Annotated in this window: 11 protein-coding genes and 1 pseudogene; 5 read left to right on the top strand and 7 right to left on the bottom strand. The window is 62.9% G+C overall.

The genetic code is table 11. The features are described from left to right. Position 1: 1 nt before the first annotated feature. From ABJF10_RS06665 to ABJF10_RS06655, 3 genes are all read right to left on the bottom strand, one after another. Positions 2–949, bottom strand: coding sequence for an ROK family protein (locus ABJF10_RS06665; protein ID WP_348543752.1), 948 nt, complete (start codon positions 947–949; stop codon positions 2–4). A gap of 118 nt (positions 950–1,067) precedes the next feature. Continuing rightward, positions 1,068–1,274 (bottom strand): hypothetical protein, encoded by a 207-nt coding sequence (locus tag ABJF10_RS06660; protein ID WP_348543751.1) that lies wholly within the window; start codon positions 1,272–1,274, stop codon positions 1,068–1,070. A 2-nt stretch (positions 1,275–1,276) separates the two neighbouring features. Next, on the bottom strand, positions 1,277–2,572 hold the full coding sequence (locus ABJF10_RS06655; protein ID WP_348543750.1) for an FAD-dependent oxidoreductase: 1,296 nt from the start codon (positions 2,570–2,572) through the stop codon (positions 1,277–1,279). Positions 2,573–2,743: 171 nt separating this feature from the next. On the opposite strand from ABJF10_RS06655, the gene ABJF10_RS06650 reads away from it, so the two are divergent. Further along, the gene (locus tag ABJF10_RS06650) at positions 2,744–3,547 is read left to right on the top strand and encodes a helix-turn-helix domain-containing protein (protein ID WP_348543749.1); all 804 of its coding nucleotides are present in this window, start codon (positions 2,744–2,746) and stop codon (positions 3,545–3,547) included. Between the two features lie 12 nt (positions 3,548–3,559). On the opposite strand, the gene ABJF10_RS06645 is transcribed toward ABJF10_RS06650, so the two are convergent. Beyond that, positions 3,560–4,447 (bottom strand): PQQ-binding-like beta-propeller repeat protein, encoded by an 888-nt coding sequence (locus ABJF10_RS06645; protein WP_348543748.1) that lies wholly within the window; start codon positions 4,445–4,447, stop codon positions 3,560–3,562. A gap of 441 nt (positions 4,448–4,888) precedes the next feature. Between ABJF10_RS06645 and ABJF10_RS06640 the strand changes: the two genes are divergently transcribed. From ABJF10_RS06640 to ABJF10_RS06625, 4 genes are all read left to right on the top strand, one after another. Further along, the gene (locus tag ABJF10_RS06640; RefSeq protein ID WP_348543747.1) at positions 4,889–5,695 is read left to right on the top strand and encodes an IclR family transcriptional regulator; all 807 of its coding nucleotides are present in this window, start codon (positions 4,889–4,891) and stop codon (positions 5,693–5,695) included. A 3-nt stretch (positions 5,696–5,698) separates the two neighbouring features. Beyond that, the gene (locus ABJF10_RS06635) at positions 5,699–9,799 is read left to right on the top strand and encodes a DUF1553 domain-containing protein (RefSeq protein ID WP_348543746.1); all 4,101 of its coding nucleotides are present in this window, start codon (positions 5,699–5,701) and stop codon (positions 9,797–9,799) included. Between the two features lie 7 nt (positions 9,800–9,806). Next, positions 9,807–11,246, top strand: a complete 1,440-nt coding sequence (locus ABJF10_RS06630) for a DUF1501 domain-containing protein (protein WP_348543745.1) — start codon at positions 9,807–9,809, stop codon at positions 11,244–11,246. Positions 11,247–11,343: 97 nt separating this feature from the next. Beyond that, positions 11,344–14,481, top strand: a complete 3,138-nt coding sequence (locus ABJF10_RS06625; protein ID WP_348543743.1) for a c-type cytochrome — start codon at positions 11,344–11,346, stop codon at positions 14,479–14,481. Between the two features lie 117 nt (positions 14,482–14,598). Here ABJF10_RS06625 and ABJF10_RS06620 read toward each other — a convergent pair whose 3' ends face one another. From ABJF10_RS06620 to ABJF10_RS06610, 3 genes and pseudogenes are all read right to left on the bottom strand, one after another. Continuing rightward, the gene (locus tag ABJF10_RS06620) at positions 14,599–14,922 is read right to left on the bottom strand and encodes an EF-hand domain-containing protein (protein WP_348543742.1); all 324 of its coding nucleotides are present in this window, start codon (positions 14,920–14,922) and stop codon (positions 14,599–14,601) included. A 134-nt stretch (positions 14,923–15,056) separates the two neighbouring features. Beyond that, complete coding sequence (locus ABJF10_RS06615; RefSeq protein ID WP_348543741.1) at positions 15,057–16,451, bottom strand: DUF1501 domain-containing protein; 1,395 nt, start codon at positions 16,449–16,451, stop codon at positions 15,057–15,059. Between the two features lie 9 nt (positions 16,452–16,460). Beyond that, a pseudogene (locus ABJF10_RS06610) lies at positions 16,461–16,725 on the bottom strand (hypothetical protein); the annotation flags it as partial.

The following is a 16,725-nucleotide window of genomic DNA, read 5'->3' as shown; positions in this document are numbered from 1 at the left end:
GTTAGTGGGTGGTTTTTGAAATCTGGAATCGGTCCGCCGCCATGAGCAGTGCGCCGACCGGGACGGAGTCTTCGCGCAAGCCCGCCAGTCGCACTCGCGGCCCGGGGTGAAAGACATCCATGATGAAAGTTGGTAATCGTTCCGCGACCGCCGCGCGCAACGGTTCGCCGATCAGCGACACCCCGCCGCCGAGCACGATCACCTCCGGGTGCAACAGTTGCACCACGACACCGAGCGCGTTCGCGAAATGACCGGCTTGGGTGACGATCAAAGCCTGAGCCACGGGATCACCCGCCTCCAGTGCCGCCGTCAAATGGCGCGCCTCTTCCCCCGGATCGGCGGCGACCAATTGCGCGAGTTTTGATTGCGGCGCGGTCGCCACCGCCTCGCGAATCCGTTTGTCCAGACTCCATCCGGAGCAATCGTCTTCGACGATTCGCCCGGGTCCGTGCAAACGCAAATGTCCCAGTTCCATCTCTCCCGGCGGCGCGCCGTGATAAATGCGTCCATCCACCGCGAGGCCGCCGCCCACGCCGCTGCCCATGTTCGTGTAAAACACCGGATTCATTCCTTTGCCCGCTCCGCAAATCGCTTCACCGAGCGTAGCCAGGTTGCTGTCGTTCTCCACATACACCGGCAGTCCCGTCTGCTCCCGCAACCAATCGCCCAGCGGAAAATCCGACCATCCCGCGATGTGATACGAACGCCAGATACGCCCCGTGCGCCAATCCACCGGCCCGCCATAGCCCACACCGATCGCCGCCGGTTGCCATTTTGCAATCAGTTCCGGCACACCCTGCGCGATCTGCTCGCGAATGCCTTCCGCCCCGCGCTCCCGATCCACCAGGAAACGGCGGCGGTCCACGATGCTCCCCTCGGCCGTCCCGACGCAGAGCTGCAATTTCGTTCCGCCGATCTCGATCGCGACAAAGTGAGGTGTCGCCGTCATCAGGAGACGCAGAATTGGATGAGAGTTTTAGGCATGCCGTGCAAGATGAGGCGGGGAGTGAAATACCTACCTGAAAGCTTCCCCTTTTTCGAGAGGAGATACATCGGGCGAAAATGCGTCACTCGGGTTGGGGCTCGTATCCAAAATAGGGATAGTCGTTTTCCGGCATGAACTCCGGCGTCTGCTCCGGCGCGTCCACCGCCGGTCCAGCCGCAATCGCGCAGACGCCCGCCAGGCCGAGCCCGGTTGCGATCACTCGTCCCAAGGCGGCGCGCCGCGAAAGATTGTCCCACGAAGGAGAGGTTGGATCGGATTCGTGGCTCATATTCAGGCTTCGGTAAAAGGCCCGGCGTTCTGCGCCACCAAGGCTTCGCGCACTTTTACACCGTCGAGGAGCGCCACTTCGGACTGCGCCTTGGTGGCGATGGCCGCGCCACACCCGGCAGCCTCGCCCATCGCCATCGCCGTGACGGTTACCCGTGAAGAAGCCGTCGCCTCCTTGCTCACCGAATGGCAGCGACCAGCGACCAGGAGATTGCTCACTCCTTTTGGGACCAGCGTCCGGTACGAGATGTCATACGGCTTTGGTTGAAATCCGGAGCCGGTGAAAGGTTTGTCGGTCGTCGTTTTCTGCGGATGCACATCGAGGAACCAGCAACCAGTCGCCACCGCGTCGTCATAGTGGGTGGTTTTCTGCAAATCTTCCAGCGACAGCACCCGCTCGCCCACTATGCGCCGGCTCTCGCGAATGCCGATGTAGGGGCCGCTGGAAATAAAGTAGCTGTCCTCGAAACCCGGCACCCGCGCCTTCCACTCGCGAAACATCGTCCACGCATCAGCACGGCCTTGCATCTCGGCCCGGGACAAATCGGCCGCATCGGTCGCATCACCTGCGATTCGCGTGGCGTGGATATAAGCCTCGTCCTTGGCAAAAGCGAAGATCAAGCCCGGACCGTAGAATTCCGGCAGCCGCCCGGCCTTGTGAGCCTCCATGAGCACCCGGGTCGCCACAGGTTTCGTTTCTTTCGTGGGGTTCACATGGCCGATGCGGAAGTGCATGGTCATCGGCATGAGCGGCTGCATCTTCTCGGTAGGGCAACCAGCCCACTGCGCAATATCCGCGTCGCCCGTGCAATCCACGATCTGCTTCGCCTCAATGCGCGTCAGCCCATCCTTGTTGGCCACGACGACCGCGGCGATGCGGCCGTCCTTCACTTCCACATCGCAGGCCATGCTGTGATAAAGCACTCGCAAGTTGTCGCTCTGCTTCGAGATGAGCGAATCGGCGAGCAACTTGAACTCGTCGGTGTTCGGAATCATGACGGAGCCCCAATACTTCGTGATGCGATCCGGCCGGCAGTCGTCGATATTCTTCGCACCGGCCTTGGCCACGCCGAGGGCCACGAGCAATTCCACCGCGATCCCTTGCACGACAAAGCGTCCCGTCGGCCTGTCGATCAGCCCATCAAAATAGGGAAGTCCGACCGCGGTAATGATGCCGCCGGAAAAACCCGCGCGCTCGATCAGCAGGGTTTGCGCGCCGCGCCGCGCGGAAGAAAGGGCCGCGGCAATACCCGCACAGCCACCCCCACAGATCAAAACATCGGTCTTGATGGTTTTCATTCGTCAGAGTCCTTCGGGGTTGAGCACGTGGGTTCGGGGTAGAGAAATTTGAGAGCGATCATGGGCGCAGGACAAAGATGCCGGGGACACAAGCACCGATGCGGTGGGGCTGGGGTGTGAACAGTCTTGCACAAGCCGCCGGACCTGTCTTGCTTGTCTGCGGCAATTTTTATGCGAAATGCGACACCACTGCGCCCTACCCGCCGCCCCCACCGGCTGCCCTTCAGGCATCCGGGTACGCTCGCTCGCCAGCGGGCGACCTGGCTGCACCGCCTCGCCCCGGAATCGCTATTTCACCGCATTTTTGACTATTTACCCGATCTCACCTTCTTCGCCAAGGACGCCCGCGGCCGGCTCATGGTCGCCAGTCGCCGCATTTACGAACTTTATGGCCTGAGCGACGATCAAGACTTGATCGGGCTGACCGATTTCGATCTCAATCCGGACAGCATGGCGCAGGCCTACACCGGCGACGACGAGCGATTGCTCTCTGGCAAAGTGCAGGTCATCGAGCGTCTCGAATTGTGGTTCGATCGACAGGGCCTGCCCGACTGGGCGCACGTCACCAAGCTGCCGCTGAAAGACAACCGCGGCCGTGTGGTCGGCGTGATGGGCGTGTTGCGTCCACCCGATGCGCGCGAGCGGCAATTTCCCGCTTTTAATGTTCTCTCCCAAGCTATCCTGCGCCTGCGTCACGACTTTGGCGGACGGCTGACCATCGAATCGCTGGCCAGCGAATGCGGTCTCTCCATCCGAGCCATGCAACGCCAGTTTCAGCGCGTCTTCGGTCTCACCCCCCAAGAGTTCCTCATCAAGACGCGCGTCGCCTCCGCCTGCCATCTCCTGCGTACTACAGCGCGACCCCTCAGCGAAATCGCCGCCGCCTGCGGCTTCGCCGACCAGAGTTCATTCACGCAGCATTTCCGCCGTCACGTGGGTGTGACGCCGAGCCGCTACCAGAAAGCCAGCCACTAACCATCCCTGCGCTCAGCGCAGAATCTCGCCCTTCGTCACGTCTCCCGGCACCTCCAGCGACTGCACCTGGTTGATCGTCTTGAAATGTGCGTGGTCGGCGAATTCCCACACGACCTTTTTGTCTGGCGTCACCTCGAGCACCATCGGCTGCTCGCCGATATGGCCGTGGCCGAGATACACACAAAAGAGCGTGTTCCCATTCGGCAGACGCTGGCAGCCGGCCATGAGCCGGAGCGGGTTGCCGGGTAGATCATTTTCGTTCAGTTCCCACACCACTTTGTCGTTCGGGTCGACTTCGACGACCTTGTGACCGTCGCCACAAGTGATGAGCCAATTCTTGTTAGCCAGCCGCACGACTTCATGCGGATCACCCGGCACTTTCACTTCGCGCAGCACTTTGCCGTCGCCATCGAGTTCGACCACTTTACCCTCGCCCTTGAAGCACACGAGATAGTGGCCCTCGGCCGTCTTGCGCGTACCGCGAAATTGATTGTGCATTTTCTCGGTCGTCGTCGTGAGCTTGATCTCCTTGGCGATCTCGCCCTTGCGATCCACCTCGATGATCCGACTCGTGCCGCCTTCCACCACGAGCACGTTACCGTTCGGCAGCGGCTGCGCGGCGTGACACTCGATCTTCTCTGGCGCCTTGTATTCCCACACCACCTGCTTGTCCTTGGTCATCTCCTTCGCGCCATTCAAATAGGCGAAGAGAATGTTTCCATTCGGGAGCAGCCAGCAGTCCTGCGGATTCTTCGCGTCAACCTGCCACTCAATCGACCCATCTGCGGCGACAATGCTGACGTGCCCGCCATTGTAATCGCAGTTGAGAAAGCGCGGCCCCGCAAAGGCGGCGTGCGCGAGTGAGAATGCGGCGAGGATGAGGGCGAGGCGGAGTTTCATGGAGGGTAGGAAGAGGCGGGAGGACGTGAAGAGTGCCCCTTGTGACGAAAACCTCCGGCGGCGTCCAGTCTTGGGATGATAATCACCGACTCGCCTATCCGATCCGCCAAATTGCTACCCAGGCAATCGGCTGAGAATCTCCAGCAAACCAAAATGGGGAGACCGTTCTCTCCTCTTACGGCTGGTGAAATGCGGTCCCGGCGCGGGTTTCGGAGCACCGCTGGTCGCCGACTGATCCTGACGACGCAGGCGTGGCTGCATCGGGCGAAAGTCAAAGTGCGGTTTCATGTACAAGATTCGTCCCGCATCTCCAGTCCGCGTGTCTTCAATTCCTTGAAACACGGCTTGCACCCCTTCCGCTTTCCTCTTCTTTCCTTTCCACCCGCTCGTCCTAAGGAATTGCTTGTTGCTCGATTTTCATATACAGAAGCACTTCCGCCTATGAAAATCCCCTCCCAGAAGCGCCCTAAACCTGAACCAGCGGCTGGCGATAGCGCGCTCCAGGTTCCCGCCCTCCAGCGTGGGCTGGCCATGCTGGAATTCCTCGCCGGCCTCCCCGAAGGCGCCACGCTTTCAGAGCTGGGAACCGAACTCGATATCTCCATCGCTTCGGTCTTTCGCCTCGCCGGCGGACTTGAGGAGCTGGGCTACATCCGCCGCGACGAACGGACCAAGCGCTTCGCCGTGACGCAAAAGCTGCTCCTGCTCGGCCAGCCACACTCCGGCCGCCGTAGCCTCGTAGAAAGCGCCCTCGAACCCATGCGTCGCATCCTGGCCGCGACAGGCGAAACAACCCAGCTCTGCTGCCTCGCCGAGGCAGATTGCGTGATGCTGGAGCAACTGCCCGCGCTACACCCTTTCAAATACATCGTCGATCTTGGCTCACGCGTGCCCATCCATTGTTGTGCCCCCGGCAAAGCCATGCTCGCCTTTCTCCCCGACGATGTCCTCGACAGTATCCTGCCCCGGCTGAAATTTGAGAAACATACTGAGCGCACCATCCTGAGCCGCGAGGCCCTGCTCGTGGAATTCGAACGCGTCCGCGCCTGTGGTTACGCGCTCGATTGCGGAGAACACTTCGACGGCATCCATTGCGTGGCCGCGCCATTGCTCGATCGGCACGGACACACCATCGCCGCCATCACTATCGCGGGTCCCGCCGCACGCGTCCCCGCCAGCCGCTTCGAAGAGATCGGACGAACGATCATCGCCGCCGCCAACGAAGCTGCCCGACGCTTTCAGGAATAGCACGTGAAGACGCTTCGCCACCTCCTCCTCTGCACTGCGGCCGCGCTGCCATTTGGTGCCGTCCGCGCAGCCGAGACGCCGATCACTCCCGAAGGACGCGAGTTCTTTGAGAATAAGATTCGGCCCGTGCTCGTCGCCGAATGCAACGAATGCCACAGCGCCACCAAGCACAAGGGCGGCCTGCGCCTCGACTACCGCGACGGCTGGAAAAAGGGCGGCGATACCGGTGACGACATCGTACCGGGTGACGCCGCGAAAAGCCTGCTCGTCAAAACGATCCGCCACGAAGATCCCGATCTCAAGATGCCGGCGAAGTCGCCGAAGCTCGACGACAAGATCATCGCTGATTTCGAGAAGTGGATCAACATGGGCGCGCCCGACCCACGCGACCAGCCGCCTGCGGAACAATCTGGCAAACCCGCCTGGCCCGACCTGCTCGCCGCGCGCCGGGGATGGTGGTCGCTCCAGACAGTGCAAAAGCCCGCGGTGCCTGCGGTGAAAAACTCCGCGTGGTCCCCCAATCCCGTCGATCGCTTCCTCCTCGCAAAGATGGAGGAGCACCATCTTTCCCCAGCCGGCGACGCCGATCCACGCACTCTCATCCGCCGTCTCACGTTCGCTCTCACCGGCCTCCCACCCATGCCTGCGGAAGTCGAGGCCTTCGTGGCCGATTCGACCCGCGACCCCCAAGCCGCCGTTTCCCAAGCCACCGACCGCCTCCTCGCTTCGCCGCGTTTCGGCGAACATTGGGCGCGGCACTGGCTCGATCTCGTGCGCTACGCCGAAACCCACGGCAGCGAAGGCGACCCGGAAATCCGCGAGGCCTGGCGCTATCGCGACTACATGATCCGCGCGCTGAACGCCGACGTGCCCGTCGATCAAATCATCCGCGAACATCTCGCCGGCGATCTGCTCGCACATCCGCGCGTGAATGCCGACGGCATCAATGAGTCGATCCTCGGCACCGCGCAATTCCGCCTCGTCGAGCATGGCTTCCAACCGATCGACACGCTCGACGACCAGGTCAAGGCGGTGGACAACCAGATCGACGTGGTGAGCAAGGCCTTCCAAGGGCTCACCGTCTCCTGCGCACGCTGCCACGACCATAAATTCGACGCCATCAGCCAGCGCGACTACTATGCGCTCTACGGCATCTTCGCGAGCTGCCGCCCCGCGCAGGTCACGATCGATACGCCCGAGGTGCAGACGAAAAACCGCGCCCAGCTCGAACAGTTGCATGCACAGATCAAATCCGCGCTGGCCGACGCGTGGCTCAAGTCCGCCGACCAAATTGCCGCCCACCTGCGCGACGCGTCCACCCAAGCGGCGAAATCCCGCGAGGTGGCCGCAAAGATTCACGACCTCGCACAGCGCATCACCGATCTTGAATGGAACGCGCGTCACGCACTCAAGGAGCACGCCCCCACACCCATCGCCGCGCAAAAGCTGCCCGCACCCATCGCCGCCTGGAGCTTCGACAAAGACGCCAGCGACGCCTTCGGCAATCTCAACGGCCACCTCGAAGGCGGCGCGGAAGTGCGCGATGGCCGGCTCATCCTCGACGGTAAGGGCGCTTATTTCCGCACCGATGCGCTGCCGGTCGACCTCGGCGCCAAGACGCTCGAGGCCTGGGTCACGCCCACCACTCTCGACCAGCGCGGCGGCGGTGTGGTCAGCGTGGAGAGCACCGATGTGCATGGCTTTGACTCCATCGTCTTTGCCGAGAAGGAAGCGCGCCGCTGGTACGCCGGCAGCAACTTCGGCGTGCGTAGCGAAAACGTCGGCGGGGCGGAGGAAACCGCGAAAGCCGGCGAACTGATCCACCTGGCCATCGTCTACGGCGCCGACAACAGCATCGCGATCTATCGCAACGGCGTGCCCTACGGCCACAGCTACTCCAAGGCCGAACTGAAGAAATTCGAAGCTGGCAAGGCGAGAGTCCTGCTCGGCCTGCGCCACAAGGGCGCCGGCAGCGGTTTCTTCTCCGGTGAGATCGAGGAGGCCCGCCTCTACGATCGCGCGCTCACGGCCGAGGAGGTCGCCTCTTCCTTCCACGCGGGCGCGGTGCCGGTTATCACCCCTGACCAAGTGATCGCCGCCCTCTCGCCAGAGCAGCGCACGCAACGCGCCGCGCTCGCCTTGGAGATCGAGAAGCTGCGCGCGGAAACCACCGCGAATCCGGCGGCGGAAGCGTGGGCTCAGGCCTTGACCGACGCTGCCACCGATCAGACAAATCCGCTCCATCTGTGGGCGAAGCTCGAGAAGACCAGCGACGCCGATCTCCCCGCCGCCTGGCAAAAGCTCACCGAGCCGTTGCGCACCCGACTGGAAGAAGCCCGCAAGACCAATCGCGAAAACATCAAGGACACCTGGAACCTCGCCGGCGCCGGCTATGGAAAATGGTTTCCCTATGGCCCGGGCCTGACTCCGCAACCGCTCGCCGCGGGCGAATTCTCAATCGAGGCAGACGGTGATCGCGTGCTCAATGGCATCGCGCCCGGCGGCGCGCTGACCAATCGCCTTTCCAACAAGCATACCGGCATTCTTACTTCGCCACGTTTCAAGATCGAGACCGATAGTATCAGCGTGCGTGCCTTTGGCACTGGCGGAGCGATGGCCCGCGTCATCGTCGACAACTACCCCCTGCCCTCGAACCCGATCTTCCCCAAGGCCATCCTGGATAAGAAAGAGCCGGGCTGGGTGCGGCTCGACACCGCTTATCGCAAAGGCAGCTACGCCTATATTGAATTCGCCACGCACGAGGATCTCACGCGCCCGTTGTCGGACAAGAAGGAAAAGGGCAAAGCCAAAGCGGACACCGACGAGCCCTCTTCCTTCGGCGTCGAACAGATCGTCTTCCACGACAGCAAAGATGTCCCGTCGGAGGAAAACTCCGCGCTCTCCCCGCTGCTCGACAGCCCCGCACCGAAGTCCACCACCGAGCTGGCACAGATCTACCATCGCGTCATTACCAACGCAGTCACCGCCTGGCGCCACGATCAACTTACCGAACCCCAACGCATGCTGCTCGACGCGCTCGTCCGTCGCGATGTGCTGCCCGCGACGCTCGCGGAACTCGAGGCCGTACGCCCGCTAGTCACGCAATATCGCCAACTAGAGGCTGAAGTACCGACGCTGCACCACGCCCCCGGCGTGCTCGAGACCGTCGCCTATGATGCGCCGCTCCTGCCGCGCGGCGATCATCTCAAGCCGGGCGAGCCTGTGCCGCGGGCCTATCTCGAAGTCTTCGGCGGGCAGCCCTATCACACCTCGCTCAGCGGACGCCGCGAACTCGCCGACGCGATCACCAATCCACAGAATCCTCTCACCGCCCGCGTGATGGTGAACCGCATCTGGTACTGGCTCTTTGGCCGCGGCATCGTCTCCACGGTCGATAATTTCGGACGCATGGGAGAGAAGCCGACCCATGCCGAGTTGCTCGACTATCTCGCGGCGCACTTCGTGGAGGATGGCTGGTCGATCAAGGACACCATCCGCTATCTCGTGACCACGCGCTCCTTCGCGATGAGCAGCGAGCCCTCGCCCCAGGCGGTGAATACGGACCCCGCCAATGACTGGCTCTCCCACATGCGCGTACGCCGCCTGGAAGCCGAGTCCATCCGGGATTCGATCCTCGCCACCGCCGCTCAACTCGATGACCAGATGTTCGGCAAGCCCGCGGACATCAATGGCGCTCGTCGCAGCATCTATCTACCCATTCGTCGCAACAGCCTGAATGCTTTCCTCCAAACCTTCGACGCGCCCAAGCCTTTCACTACCCTCGGACGCCGCGACGCGACCAACGTCCCCGGGCAATCCCTCACCATGCTCAACTCACTCTTCGTAATCGACGAATCCGCCAAGTGGGCGCGGAAGCTCGTGCAGGACGACAGCGATTGCGCCAACACGCGCGTCAAGCGCATGTTCACCATCGCCTTCGCCCGCCCGCCATCCGACAGCGAACTCGCTGCCGCCTCCCAGTATCTGGACGTCCTCGTCCAGGATCACAGGATCCTCGCGAAGCAAGCGCTGACCAGCATTCCCGTGTGGCAGGACTTCGCACAATCGCTCTTCAATCTCAAGGAATTCATCTACCTCCGCTGAACCCGCCATGAACTACCCACCTCTCTTCCGCAGTCCGCTCACCCGCCGTTCGATGCTCCAGAAATGTTCGCTCGGTTTTGGCTCCCTCGCGCTTGCCGGGTTGCTCGCGGACAAGGGCTACGGCGCGCTCGCGGGCGACATCAAGCCTCCCGGCCCACACTTCAAGCCACGGGCGAAGCGCGTGATCTTTTGCTACATGAGCGGCGGCGTGTCGCATGTGGATTCGTTCGACCCCAAGCCCGAGCTCGCGAAGCGCCAGGGCAAGCCGATGCCCGTGCCGGTGAAGCCGACGATGTTCAACAACAACGGCAACATCATGGGTTCGCCGTGGGAGTTCAAGCATCGCGGGCAAAGCGGTCTCGAAATCAGCGAACTCTTCCCCCACATCGCAGAACACGCCGACAGCATCGCCGTGATCCGCTCAATGACGAGCAAGGTCAACGAGCACGCGCAGGGCAACTACTTCGCGCACACTGGCTTTCCTTTCATGGGCCACCCGAGCGCCGGTGCCTGGGTGAGCTACGGTCTCGGCACCGAAAACAAAGACCTGCCCGGCTTCATCGTCCTCCAGAGCGGCGGCGCCACGCCTCCGCACGGCGGCGTGGGCGTCTTCAGCAATGGCTATCTCCCCGGCCAGCACCAGGCCTCAATCTTGAAAGCGGACGGCGATGAAGCGCTGCCAAACATCAAGCCGCGCGAGAGCGATACTATTCAGCGGCAGCGGCTCAACTTCATCAAGGGCATGGATGATCAGTTTCTGCGCGAAGCCTCCGAACCGCAGGTCGAGGCCGCGATCAAGAACTACGAAACCGCATATCGCATGCAGACCGCCGTGCCCGAGCTGTGCGACATCCGCGGGGAGAGCGAAGCGACGAAGAAACTCTACGGTCTCGACAATTCGGAGGCCAACAAGGCGGCCTATGGCCGGCAGTGCCTCGTGGCCCGGCGACTCATCGAGCGCGGCGTGCGCTTCGTGGAGCTGAGCTGCCTTTCGCAGAACATCGGCGCCGGCCAGGCCGCGAATCCGTGGGACCAGCACGGCAAATTGAAAGAGGGCCACGGGGCGATGGCCAACCAAGTGGACCAAGGCATCGCCGCGCTCATCACCGATCTGAAGCAACGCGGGCTGTTCGAGGACACACTCATCCTCTTCAGCGGCGAATTCGGCCGCACGCCATTCTCGCAAGGCAGCGACGGGCGCGACCACAACCCCACCGGCTTCAGCGCGTGGATCGCCGGCGGCGGCGTGCGCGGCGGCACCGCCTACGGCGCGACCGACGATCTCGGCTACTACGCGGTCGAGAAGGTCGCCACCTTCTACGACTTCTACGCTACCATCCTGCACCTGCTGGGCATCGATCACGAAAAGCTCACCTACCGCTTCGGCGGCCGCGACTTCCGCCTCACCGACGTGCATGGCAACGTGATCAAGGAAATCGTCGCGTAGGGTCGACGACAACTGAGCAATGGCGGTCGCAATAGGAGATGGCCTTCGCGCCATCTTCGGGCTAAGCAATTCGCCCCCTCAGAATCATCCCCTCCACATGAAAGCCGTCCCTTCCCCGCAAATCGTCGCCGCGCTCCTGTGCGCTCTTTTCTCGCCGCTGGCCTTGCGCGCGGAGCCGCAATGGATCTGGAGCCAGAAACGTGCGGTCGACAAGGAGAAGGAAATCTTTCGCCAGAAGTTCACGGTCGTGGGAGAGATCAAATCGGCGACCCTCGCGCTCACTTGCGACAACGCCGCGACGGCCACGCTCAACGGCCAGAAGGTCCTCGAGAATCCGGATTGGGATCAGCCTTCGCGCGCCGAGGTCGCCAAGAGCCTGCACCCCGGCGAAAACGAACTCGTGATCGAAGGACGCAACAACACCGGCGCCGCGGCCCTGCTCGCCTCGCTGACAATCGTAACCGCTGACGGCAAGAAACAACTCGTCGAAACGGGACCGGACTGGGAAACCGCCAAGCCGGGGACGACCGAGTTTCATCCGGTTGTCATCATCGCGAAGTATGGCGACAAACCGTGGGGTCCAATCTTCGATCACCCAGCCAAGGCCCGCGCCGTGGCCGCGGCTGCCGCTCAAGCCGTGGCCGATCCAGCCACGCTCACCGTCCCGCCGGGCTTCAAGGTCGAGCTGCTCTACACCGTCCCCAAGGACACGCAAGGCTCGTGGGTTTCGCTGACCGTCGATCCCAAGGGCCGGCTCATTGCGAGCGATCAGTACGGCGGCCTCTACCGTCTCACGGTGCCGCCGTTGGGCAGCAACGAGGGCACCAAAGTCGAAGCACTTCCCGCGAAGATCGGTGGGGCGCACGGACTCCTCTTTGCCAACAACAGCCTCTACGTGATGGTCGACGAAGGCAAAGTCCCCAACCCGCGCGACCAGGGCCTGTGGCGCCTGAAATATCGGGCGAGCGACGACTCGTTCGACGAACCGGTGCTGCTGCGCAAGATTCCCGGCAGCGGCGAGCACGGCCCGCACAGCATCCAGCTCGGCCCGGATGGCAAGACGATCTATTTTTGCGCCGGCAACCACAGCAAGCTCCCGGAAAACATGGAGCTATCGCGCGCCGCGCACGCCTGGGATGAGGACCAGCTTCTCCCGCGCTTGTGGGACGCGAATGGCCACGCCAAGGGCATTATCGCGCCGGGCGGCTACATCGCGCGCACTGATCCCGAGGGCAAAACCATCGAGATGTTCACCGCCGGTTTCCGCAACGAGTTCGACTTCGCCTTCGACGCCAATGGCGAGATCTTCAGCTACGACGCGGACATGGAATGGGACATCGGCTCGCCGTGGTATCGTCCTACGCGCATCTGCCACGCCACGAGCGGCGGCGACTTTGGGTGGCGCAGCGGCAGTGGCAAGTGGCCCGTCTATTATCCCGATAGCCTGCCGCCGGTCGTGGATATCGGCCCCGGCTCGCCGACCGGCGCAGTCTTCGGCACCGGCGCGAAGTTTCCCGCGAAATATCAGCGCGCCTTCTTCGGACTGGATTGGACCTACGGCACGCTCTACGCCATTCATTTCATACCCGACGGCGCGAGTTTCCGCGGGGAGAAGGAAGAGTTCGTCGCCGGCAAGCCACTGCCCTTGACGGACGCGATCATTCGTCCGCAGGACGGCGCGATGTACTTCACGGTCGGCGGACGCAAGACGCAGTCCGGTCTTTTCCGCGTGACCTATATCGGTAAGGAAAGCACCGCCCCCGTCGCCGCACTCCCTCCGACCCCGGAAGCGAATCTGCGGCGCGAGCTGGAGAAACTGCACGACCAGGGCGCCGGCCCGGAAGCCATCGAGAAAGCGTGGCCGCACCTCGGCGACAAGGATCGCTTCGTGCGGTTCGCCGCGCGCGTGGCCATCGAGCGCCAGCCCGCGGACAAATGGGCGGAGCGCGCGCTCGCCGAAAAGAACCCGCAAGCGGCCCTCGAAGCGCTCGTCGCGCTCTCCCGCGCCGGCCGCAGTGCCAAGGCCACCGAGGCTTCGCTCGCCGAGGCGCAGAAGAAGACCGGCATCTCGTCCGGCCCCGTGCTACCGACCCTGCCGGAAGATGCCGCGCTCCAAAAACGCGTGCTCGAAGCCCTCGGTCACCTCGACTTCCAGAAGCTCGACAGCCCCCAGCGCTTCGCTCTCCTCCGCGCTTACGCGCTGTGCTTCACACGCTTTGGCAAGCCCGCGCCGGAAGTCTGCGCGCCGGTTGCGGCGAAGTTCGACCCGCTCTTTCCGCAAGCCGATCCTTACCTGAACCGCGAGCTGGTCACCCTGCTCACCTTTGTCGATTCCCGCAGCATCGTGGCCAAGACCGTGCCGCTGCTTGACACCACACCCGATGTCGGCGGGGCTATCGCCACCGACTCCGTGCTCGCGCGCAACGAAGGCTACGCCAGCGCGGTCAACAGCGTGAGCAACAGCCGCCCCAACCGCCAGGCCATCGCCTACGTCTGCGCGCTGCGCAATGCCCGCGTCGGCTGGACGCCGGAATTGCGCAAGGCGTACTTCGGTTGGTTCCCGCGCACTCACGAATGGCATGGCGGCAACAGCTTCACGAAATTCCTCGAGAACATGCGCACCGAGGCGCTGGCGAACTTCGTCCCGGACGCCGAGCGTGCCTCGCTCGATGAGCTCTCGAAGCAGGCGCCACCCCCGCCGCCGGCCAATTACGTCGCACCGAAAGGACCCGGCCGGATCTACACCGTGGATGAAGCGGTCGCCTTCGCGCAGGGGGGCCTGAAGGGCCGGAGCTTCGAGCAGGGCAAGGCGATGTTCACCTCCACGCTGTGCATCCGCTGCCATCATTTTAATGGCGAAGGCGGCAACGTCGGCCCGGATATTTCCGGCGCGGGCAATCGCTACACGCTGCGCGACTTGCTGGAAAACATCATCGAGCCGTCGAAGGTCATCAGCGATCAATACGGCACCGACCAGCTCGAGCTGAAGGATGGCAGCACCGTCATCGGCCGGGTGGTCGTCGAGGACAAAGACAAGCTCTCCGTGATGACCAGCGCACTCGCCCCGGAGGTTCTCACCCCGGTGAGCACCGGCGAGGTGAAATCGCGCAAGCCGTATCCTGTCTCGATGATGCCAGTCGGCCTCGTCAACGCGCTCAACCGCGACGAACTGCTCGACCTGCTCGCCTACATCCAGTCGGGCGGCAATCCGAACGACAAGGCTTTCGCACGGTAGCGCAACCGCATCCCGGCGCGTGGGGACACGCGCCCTACAACTGTCACCGCACAGCAACGCCACATCCGGACGGACCAGATGTGGCGTTGATGAAAGTGCGGAGGAACCGCGAAAGGCTTACTTGGCCTTCTTCTCTCCGTGGGCGGAGAATTCTTCGAGGGACAGGAAGCCGTCGTTATCCTTGTCCTTCTTCTTGAAGAACTCTTCGGCCTTGGCTGGATCCTTCTTGCCAGCGGGGCCGGCCTTGAATTCGTCGAGGCTGATCTTGCCGTCGCCATTCGTGTCGAGCTTCTTGAATACTTCCGCCGGGTCACGCTTCGGCTTGGCGGCATCGCCGGCCGCAGGAGCCGCGGGAGCAGCAGGCGCCGCTGGCTTGTCGTCGGCCAGGGCCAGAGTCGTGCCGACCGCGAGGAGGGCGAGGATGGAGGTGATGGATTTCATGATGTTACGTAGGTTACTGGTTGTTTTGTTTTGGTAATCCTCAGCCGACTCATCTGGTCGTGTGGCCGAAGCTGGGAATGTTTGAACGCCGTGTTTCGACGCGAGTTGCTCAGAGAAATTCAGATTCTCCCGATTTAGGCGAAAATCCCCTTGGCCACCGCCCCGTGCACGTCCGTGAGGCGAAAATCGCGACCCGCATACCGATACGTAAGTTTCTCGTGATCAAGACCTAGCAGCGAAAGAAGCGTGGCGTGCAAGTCGTGCACGTGCGTCGGATCCTCGACCGCCCGGTAACCGTAATCGTCTGTCCCGCCGTAGCTTAGACCGCCTTTTACCCCGCCCCCGGCCAGCCACATCGTATAGCCCTTGGCATTGTGATCGCGACCGTCCGGCTTGCGGCTGTCCGGCGTGCGCCCAAACTCGCCGCCCCACATCACGATCGTGTCCTTCAACAACCCGCGTTGTTTCAAGTCCGTAAGCAGCGCGGCGATCGGCTGATCCGTCGCCGCGGAACTGCCCACGATCCGCGTGTGCAGATTCGTGTGGTGGTCCCAGCCTCCATGGCAGACTTCGATGAAGCGCACCCCCGCCTCGGCAAAGCGCCGCGCCATGAGGCACTGCCGGCCGAAGTCGTTCGTCGCGCCGGCGCCGATGCCATACATAGCCAGCGTGGCCGGTGTTTCCTTCGAGAGATCCATGACCTTCGGTAGTTCGCCCTGCATGCGAAAGGCCAGCTCGTAAGACTCGATCACGCCTTCCACCTCGGCGTTTCCCGTCGAGGTGAGCAGCTCGCGATTCATTGCCTGCACCAGGTCGAGTTGCTTCCGCTGGAGGGCGTTCGGCAGATCGGGATTTTGCAAGTTCCCGATGCCCGTCATGCTCCCTTCTTCCCGTTGCGCGCCGATGCGCGTGCCCTGATACACGGCGGGCAAAAACGAGCTGCCGTAATTCACCGCGCCAAATTGCAGTGGCGGGCTCACCGTCACGAAGCCCGGAAGATTCTCATTCTCCGTCCCGAGCCCATAGAGCGCCCATGCGCCCATGCTCGGGCGCACAAATTGCGAGCTGCCCGTGTGTAACTGCACGAACGCCTGCGCATGATTCGGAATATCGGTGTGCATTCCGCGGAGCAGGCACAAATCATCCGCGTGTTCCGCCACTTTCGGAAACAGCTCCGAGATCGACAGCCCGCTCTGCCCGTGCTGCGAGAACTTGAACGGTGACCCGAAGAGATGCGAGCCGCCGCCCTTGGCCACGCCGGGCTTGCCGTTGTCCGCGGCGAGTTGCGGCTTGTAATCGAAAGTATCCATGTGCGCCGGACCGCCTTGCATGCAGAGGAAGATCACGCGTTTCGCGCGCGCCGGAAAATGCGGCGCCTTTTGCGCGAGCGGATTGCCGCTCTCGGCGGCACCGGCGAGCATCCCTTTCAAAGCCAGCCAGCCGAAGCCGGCGGAAACCGTGCGCAGCAAATCGCGGCGGGTCATCGTGGGCGGCAGCACGCCGCGGCAGTCGTAGGGTCGGAGGTTCATGGGATGGGATTATTTGAGATAACGGAATTCAGCACAGGCGAAGAGCGCCTGACAAAAGGTGCTCCAGGACAGCAGGGCGGCGTCGTCCACCTTGCCGGCCTTCACCGGCAGCAGCCCGCGGCCCTCACTCAAGAGATACTGCTCCGCCCGCGTGCGTTCGGCGTCGCTCGGCGGCCGGCCGAGGGCGTATTCGTAGGCTAGGACGATGCGTTGCGCGTGCGGCAGCGGCTGGGCGAGGATGCGTTTCGCCATGGCGGTGGATTGATCGCGGACG

The organism is Chthoniobacter sp., from assembly GCF_040003245.1.
Lineage (GTDB): Bacteria > Verrucomicrobiota > Verrucomicrobiia > Chthoniobacterales > Chthoniobacteraceae > Chthoniobacter.
Note: the sequence above shows the minus strand (reverse complement) of the source record. Positions and strands in the feature narration are given on the sequence as shown.